The 5,192-nt window shown below is 56.1% G+C and carries 5 protein-coding genes and 1 pseudogene; all 6 read left to right on the top strand.

Annotated elements, in window-relative coordinates:
* Positions 1-62 precede the first annotated feature (62 nt).
* The 6 genes and pseudogenes from FXB38_RS41945 (at position 63) to tnpA (ending at position 5,083) form a co-directional block, all read left to right on the top strand.
* Positions 63-671, top strand: coding sequence for a succinylglutamate desuccinylase/aspartoacylase family protein (locus FXB38_RS41945; protein ID WP_283812834.1), 609 nt, complete (start codon positions 63-65; stop codon positions 669-671).
* Positions 672-940: 269 nt separating this feature from the next.
* The gene (locus FXB38_RS41940; protein WP_246230635.1) at positions 941-2,095 is read left to right on the top strand and encodes a M24 family metallopeptidase; all 1,155 of its coding nucleotides are present in this window, start codon (positions 941-943) and stop codon (positions 2,093-2,095) included.
* Positions 2,096-2,264: 169 nt separating this feature from the next.
* Positions 2,265-2,957, top strand: coding sequence for a GntR family transcriptional regulator (locus FXB38_RS41935; RefSeq protein WP_246230634.1), 693 nt, complete (start codon positions 2,265-2,267; stop codon positions 2,955-2,957).
* A 250-nt stretch (positions 2,958-3,207) separates the two neighbouring features.
* Positions 3,208-3,330, top strand: a pseudogene (locus FXB38_RS44475) (IS4/Tn5 family transposase DNA-binding protein); the annotation flags it as partial.
* A gap of 11 nt (positions 3,331-3,341) precedes the next feature.
* Positions 3,342-4,622: an IS4 family transposase gene (locus tag FXB38_RS41930; RefSeq protein WP_246230632.1), complete on the top strand. Its 1,281-nt coding sequence runs from the start codon at positions 3,342-3,344 to the stop codon at positions 4,620-4,622.
* Between the two features lie 53 nt (positions 4,623-4,675).
* Positions 4,676-5,083: an IS66-like element accessory protein TnpA gene (gene tnpA, locus FXB38_RS45280; RefSeq protein WP_148756694.1), complete on the top strand. Its 408-nt coding sequence runs from the start codon at positions 4,676-4,678 to the stop codon at positions 5,081-5,083.
* Positions 5,084-5,192: the final 109 nt, after the last annotated feature.

Raw genomic sequence — 5,192 nt, 5'->3', positions numbered from 1 at the left:
GCAGCGGCTTCGTTCAATCCTGAATCCAAACAGACCCTAGCGTAATCTTGCCCCTGTGCGACGTGGTTGTAGATCTGCATTCGGGCGGAAAGACAATGCAGTTCAAACCCTTTGCATGTATTCACAAGCTGGAAGACAGGAAGTTGCAGGCGCGTTCGCTTGAGCTGCTTCTCGCTTTCGGCGCGCCATGCAGCCTGGTGCTTGAGGAAATAGACAATGGCGGTATGCTCGATACCACGGTGGAGCAAAGCGGAAAACTGTTCCTCGCTGCTGAGCTGGGGGGTGGAGGCTCCGCGTCGGCGACCACCGTATCAATTGCCGATCGGGGTTTGCGCAACGTCCTGTGCCATCTTGGTATAGTTCACGGCAAGTCCGCTTTGGTCGATGGGGAGCAGGCTGTCCTAGATACGTCGGCTGCGGGCGCGTACCTTCATTCAAACCATGATGGGCTGTTCGAGATGCTCGCCGAACTTGGACAGGTTGTGCGCGCAGGTGACCCTATCGCGCAGGTCCATTCTCTGACCGACCCGTCGCAAGAGCCGATCATCTATAAGTCGAATGGAGACGGCGTCCTGATTGGTAGGCATTTCCCTGGCCTGATCAAACAAGGAGACTTTCTTGCGCTGGTGGCTGCGCCACAGGTCAAGTGGCGCAATGAATTCCTGTCTTGAGCAATCAGAGCATATGGCAAGAGGATTCATCCAAGCCTGGTGCTCTCATCACTTGGACCAGCGATATGCCCGTCGCTGGAGCGAGCTCGATCTTACGACGGTTTGGCTATGGATGACGGCTCCGCTGGAGCTTGAAAATAGGCCTGCGAATTCTAGCTCCGCGACAACAAATGAATCCTCTCAGTTGAGATGTGGTCTCACCTGAACGGTTCGCCTGTTGGTATGCCGAAGGGAAGAAAATTGCTGTGAGGAGGTAGAGTGTGTCAAAGATGGATTTTAGCGCTGGCGAATTCGAAATGCGTCACACGGCGGTCCGCCGTGCAATGGCCGAAAAGCAGATCGATTTTCTGCTCGTGATCGCCCCGACCAATATCCAGTATTTGATCGGTACCCGCACCAAATCTTATCAAGAATTTCAATGTCTGCTATTCCCGCTCGATCCCTTACGTCCAAAAGTTGTTCTGGCGCGTCTGGCGGAAGTAGCGGAGTATACCGACCTCTCACTTGCCGATGCGGTACATGGCTGGGGCGGACGCGAACCCGAAGATCCCATATTGGTTCTGAAGAATGTACTTGCCAAGCACGGTTATAGCGACCGACGAGTAGGACTTGAAATCCCTTGCCACTACCTGTCAGTGCAAGACCATGCCAAGATCGCGTCCTTGCTCGGGGATAGACAGTTGATCGAGGCGACGAATCTGGTCGAAAACATCAAGTTGGTGAAGTCGCCCGCCGAGATCGCATTAATCCGCAAGGCTCGCGACATCGCGCTTAGAGCGATGAAAGTCGCCGAGGATACTATGAGACCCGGTGTTTCGGAAAGAGAGATCGCTGCCGTGGTTTATCGCAGCCTTCTGACATTCGGCGGCGATTTGCCGGCAAGTCCAATCAATTTAGTCAGTGGGGACCGGACCTGCTACGGCCACGGCGCGCCGACAGACAGGCGCCTCGAAGTCGGGGATTTCATCAATATCGAATTTGGCGCAGCCTATAATAGGTATTGCACGACTATCGGTCGTCAGTTTGTTCTAGGCGAGCCCACTGCGCGAATGGTGGAGCTCTATCATGCGGCAAGGAAGGCAGCTGATGCCTGTATCCGACTGATGCAGCCCGGAACGCCGGCCGTCATTCCGCACCGAGCGGCCAAGCAGGTTTGCCTCGATCTTGGGCTCGACGAGTATCGACTACACACAACAGGATACGGTATCGCGCCCGGTTACCCTCCGTCATGGGGCGAGTCCATTCACCTGTTCGAGGATTCGCCTTATACATTAATGCCCGGCATGATGCTGTCGGTCGAGCCACCGATATTCATTCACAAAGAACGACTCGGCGCGCGAATCATTGACAATGTCCTTGTTTGTGATGACGGGCCCGAGCTCTTGACGACCTACAACCGTGATCTGATCATGCTTCCGGTCTGACGGGAACGCGCCAAGGCATAATTTCTGCTAGTGTATGGAAGTTCCGGCTTGGGATGGTGCCGCCATATCGTGGCGCCAGCGGTCTGCCCTTGGGAACTGGTGAATAAACTGTCGAGTCGTTGGAGGGCCCGTCACGGCCTGCCAGATTAAAGGAGGTGAATTGTCAGAGGTGCCAACCACAACGGGATCCGTTCCGAAGAACCTTGGCACCTTCAGCTCCGCTGAGCGTTTCAAGATAATTCATGACGAAATCCGGCATCGCATCTGCTTCCTGATCTATCCTCCCGGACATCAGCTAAGTGAAACCGCATTGGCATCCGAGTTCGGTGTCAGTCGAACACCCGTGCGTAGTGTGCTTGCACAACTAGAGGCCGAAGGACTCATCGAGACCCATCATGGTGTTGCTACTCGGGTTACCCAGATTGAGCTGGCCACGCTGCGCGACGAGTATGAATTGCGCATGAGTCTAGCCGAACTTGCTGGACAAATGGGCCTTATCCCCGCTACCGAAGATGCGATCGAAAGTCTCGAGCAAGTCTCCTTAGATCTCGATGCACTTCGCTTAACCCCTTCATCAATCGAATATGCGAAAATCAATCTTGATTTCCATAAGATCTTTATCGGACGGATCCGAAGCAATTCTTTGCGAACATTGATAGACCGACTGTACTTTCGGACATCTAGAATTTGGCTTGCCAAAATTCCGCTTATCAATTGGAGCAATGAAATACAAACGTTTCAGAGGCAAGTTCAATTGATGGGCGAAATGTTCAAAATGGGCGATGACCGAGGAGTAGGCATTCTACAAAGGCACATCATATTTACGAGTCTCATGCGTCTTGTAAAATACGGGGCCGAGTGATCGAGTCGTTCAGGCAACCAACGCCTCGCGAAGAGAAATGCCAACGGTCCAACGAGCCTCCTTTGGCCTAAATGGAGACGAAAGCAGCGGCCGTCTGCGCCGACCGAGCAGGCGCTCATAAGGTATCCGTCCGGTGAAGCTTTCAATTACCCACATTTAGTCGAACGGGCTGAGGGAGCGCACAAACCATTGCATCGCAGGAATCGACCGTGATTCCTTGTCTGGCACCGATTCGCAGGGGGCGGTGCCAATGGACGAAGAAGCCGACGCATGGTTTGATCGCGAGCTCGCTGGCTGCAGCCTTGCCGACGAGCGCCTGAACAAGCGGCTCCGCAAACTGGTAGCGCAGATCGGGAGCGCCATGGGCGAAAGTATTCCGCTGGTGTGCCAGGACTGGGCCAACACCAAGGCTGCGTATCGTTTTTTCTCAACGACCGGGTCAGCGAAGCGGACATTCTGGCTGGCCACTTTCAATCGACGCGTGAGCGCACGATTGCCGCCGACGATCCGGTTCTGGTGCTCCATGATACGACCGAGTTCAGCTATCAAAGAGAGAACTCAGACGCGATCGGAATCACGAAGAGCATAAACAGCGGCCGGGACAAGGCGGGCCGCCTGAGATCGCACACGGTTTGCGGCATCCTGATGCACTCGAGCCTGGCGGTGACGACTGAAGGGCTGCCGCTTGGACTGACCGCCGTCAAATTCTGGACCCGGAAGAAATTCAAGGGGACCGCCGCGCTCAAGAAGAAGATTAATCCGACGCGCGTTCCCATCGAGAAGAAGGAGAGCATTCGCTGGCTGGACAATGTCCGGCAATCCACGGAGCTGTTGGGCGATCCGGGACGATGCGTCCACGTCGGTGATCGCGAGAGCGATATCTATGAGCTGTTCTGCGCGGCTCGAGAAGCTGGAACGCATTTCGTGATCAGGACTTGCGTTGATCGTTTGGCTGGGGATGGAGATCACACGAGCGCTGACGAAATGGACGAAGTCGCCGTCAAAGGACGGCATCGCATCCACGTCGGAGACAACAACGGAGATCCTGATGAAGCCTTCCTCGAGATCAGATATCGCAAGATTCGCGTCCTGCCGCCGATCGGAAAACAGAAGCGCTATCCCGCGTTGACCTTAACGGTAATCCACGCCGAAGAGCGCGTGACGCCGAAGAAGAGAAAGAAAGTTGAGTGGAAGCTGATCACAGATCTGCCTGTTAGCTCCCGCACCGACGCCATTGAGAAGCTCGAATGGTATGCTTTGAGATGGAAGATCGAGGTGTTCCACAAGATCCTCAAATCAGGCTGCAAAGCTGAGCAGTCAAAGCTCAGGACCGCCCAGCGTCTGACCAATCTGATCTCGCTCTTTTGCATCCTGAGTTGGCGGGTCTTCTGGATGACGATGCTCAACCGTTCGGCTCCAGACGCGCCGCCAACCCTCGCGTTGACCGCGACTGAAATCGGCGTGCTCGATCGCTTCGTGAACGACAGACCAAAAGCAAGACGGAAAACGCTGTCGCACTATCTGATCAAGGTCGCCCGGCTCGGCGGCTATCTCGCCCGCGCCAGCGATCCGCCCCCTGGCAATACGGTCATGTGGCGCGGGCTGTCGCGCCTCACCGACATCGCGTTAGGCGCCTTGGTCGGAGGAGAATTTGTGGGTAATTGAAAGCCGGTGAAGGCCGCCTTGCCGAATGAGGCGTGTTGTTGAGAACTGTCCTTATGGACAGTGATAGGCGCAGTGCCCAAGTCGAACGGCTTGAGGTGGTGGACACGGGCCGGCGGCGACGCTGGTCCGAGGATGAGAAGCTCAAGATCGTCTTGGAGAGCTTGCAGGCGCCGCGCCAAGTTGCGGCAACAGCGCGGCGGTATGGCGTTTCGCGCTCATTGCTGCTGCGATGGCGACGGTCGTTTCAGACTGTGCCGAGGGATGCCCACCAACCTGGCTTCGTACCGGCAATGGTAGTCGCGGAATCAGGGCCGATGCCTTGTCCAGTCGCGCCGACAAGCAGCGGCGGATCGATCGAGATCGAGTTTGCTGCCGGGGCTCGGATGCGGATCACGGGTACGGTCGACGCGGCGACGCTGAAGGCCGCCGTGGCGGCGCTGGCAGATGGAAGCCTGCGGTGATCCCCATTGCGTCTGGCGTGCGGGTGTGGATTGCGACCGGCCACACCGATATGCGCCGCGGCATGAACTCGCTGGGCTTACTGGTGCAGGGTAAGCGTCGTTCTGCTCC

It is taken from the genome of Bradyrhizobium cytisi (assembly GCF_008123515.1).
GTDB lineage: Bacteria > Pseudomonadota > Alphaproteobacteria > Rhizobiales > Xanthobacteraceae > Bradyrhizobium > Bradyrhizobium cytisi.
This window is presented reverse-complemented; position numbering and strand designations above follow the sequence as displayed.

What these genes read in the sequence shown, in the direction of transcription:
- FXB38_RS41940 (WP_246230635.1), top strand. Translation starts at nt 941, where the DNA reads ATGGATTTTAGCGCTGGCGAATTCGAAATGCGTCACACGGCGGTCCGC.
- tnpA (WP_148756694.1), top strand. Translation starts at nt 4,676, where the DNA reads ATGGACAGTGATAGGCGCAGTGCCCAAGTCGAACGGCTTGAGGTGGTG.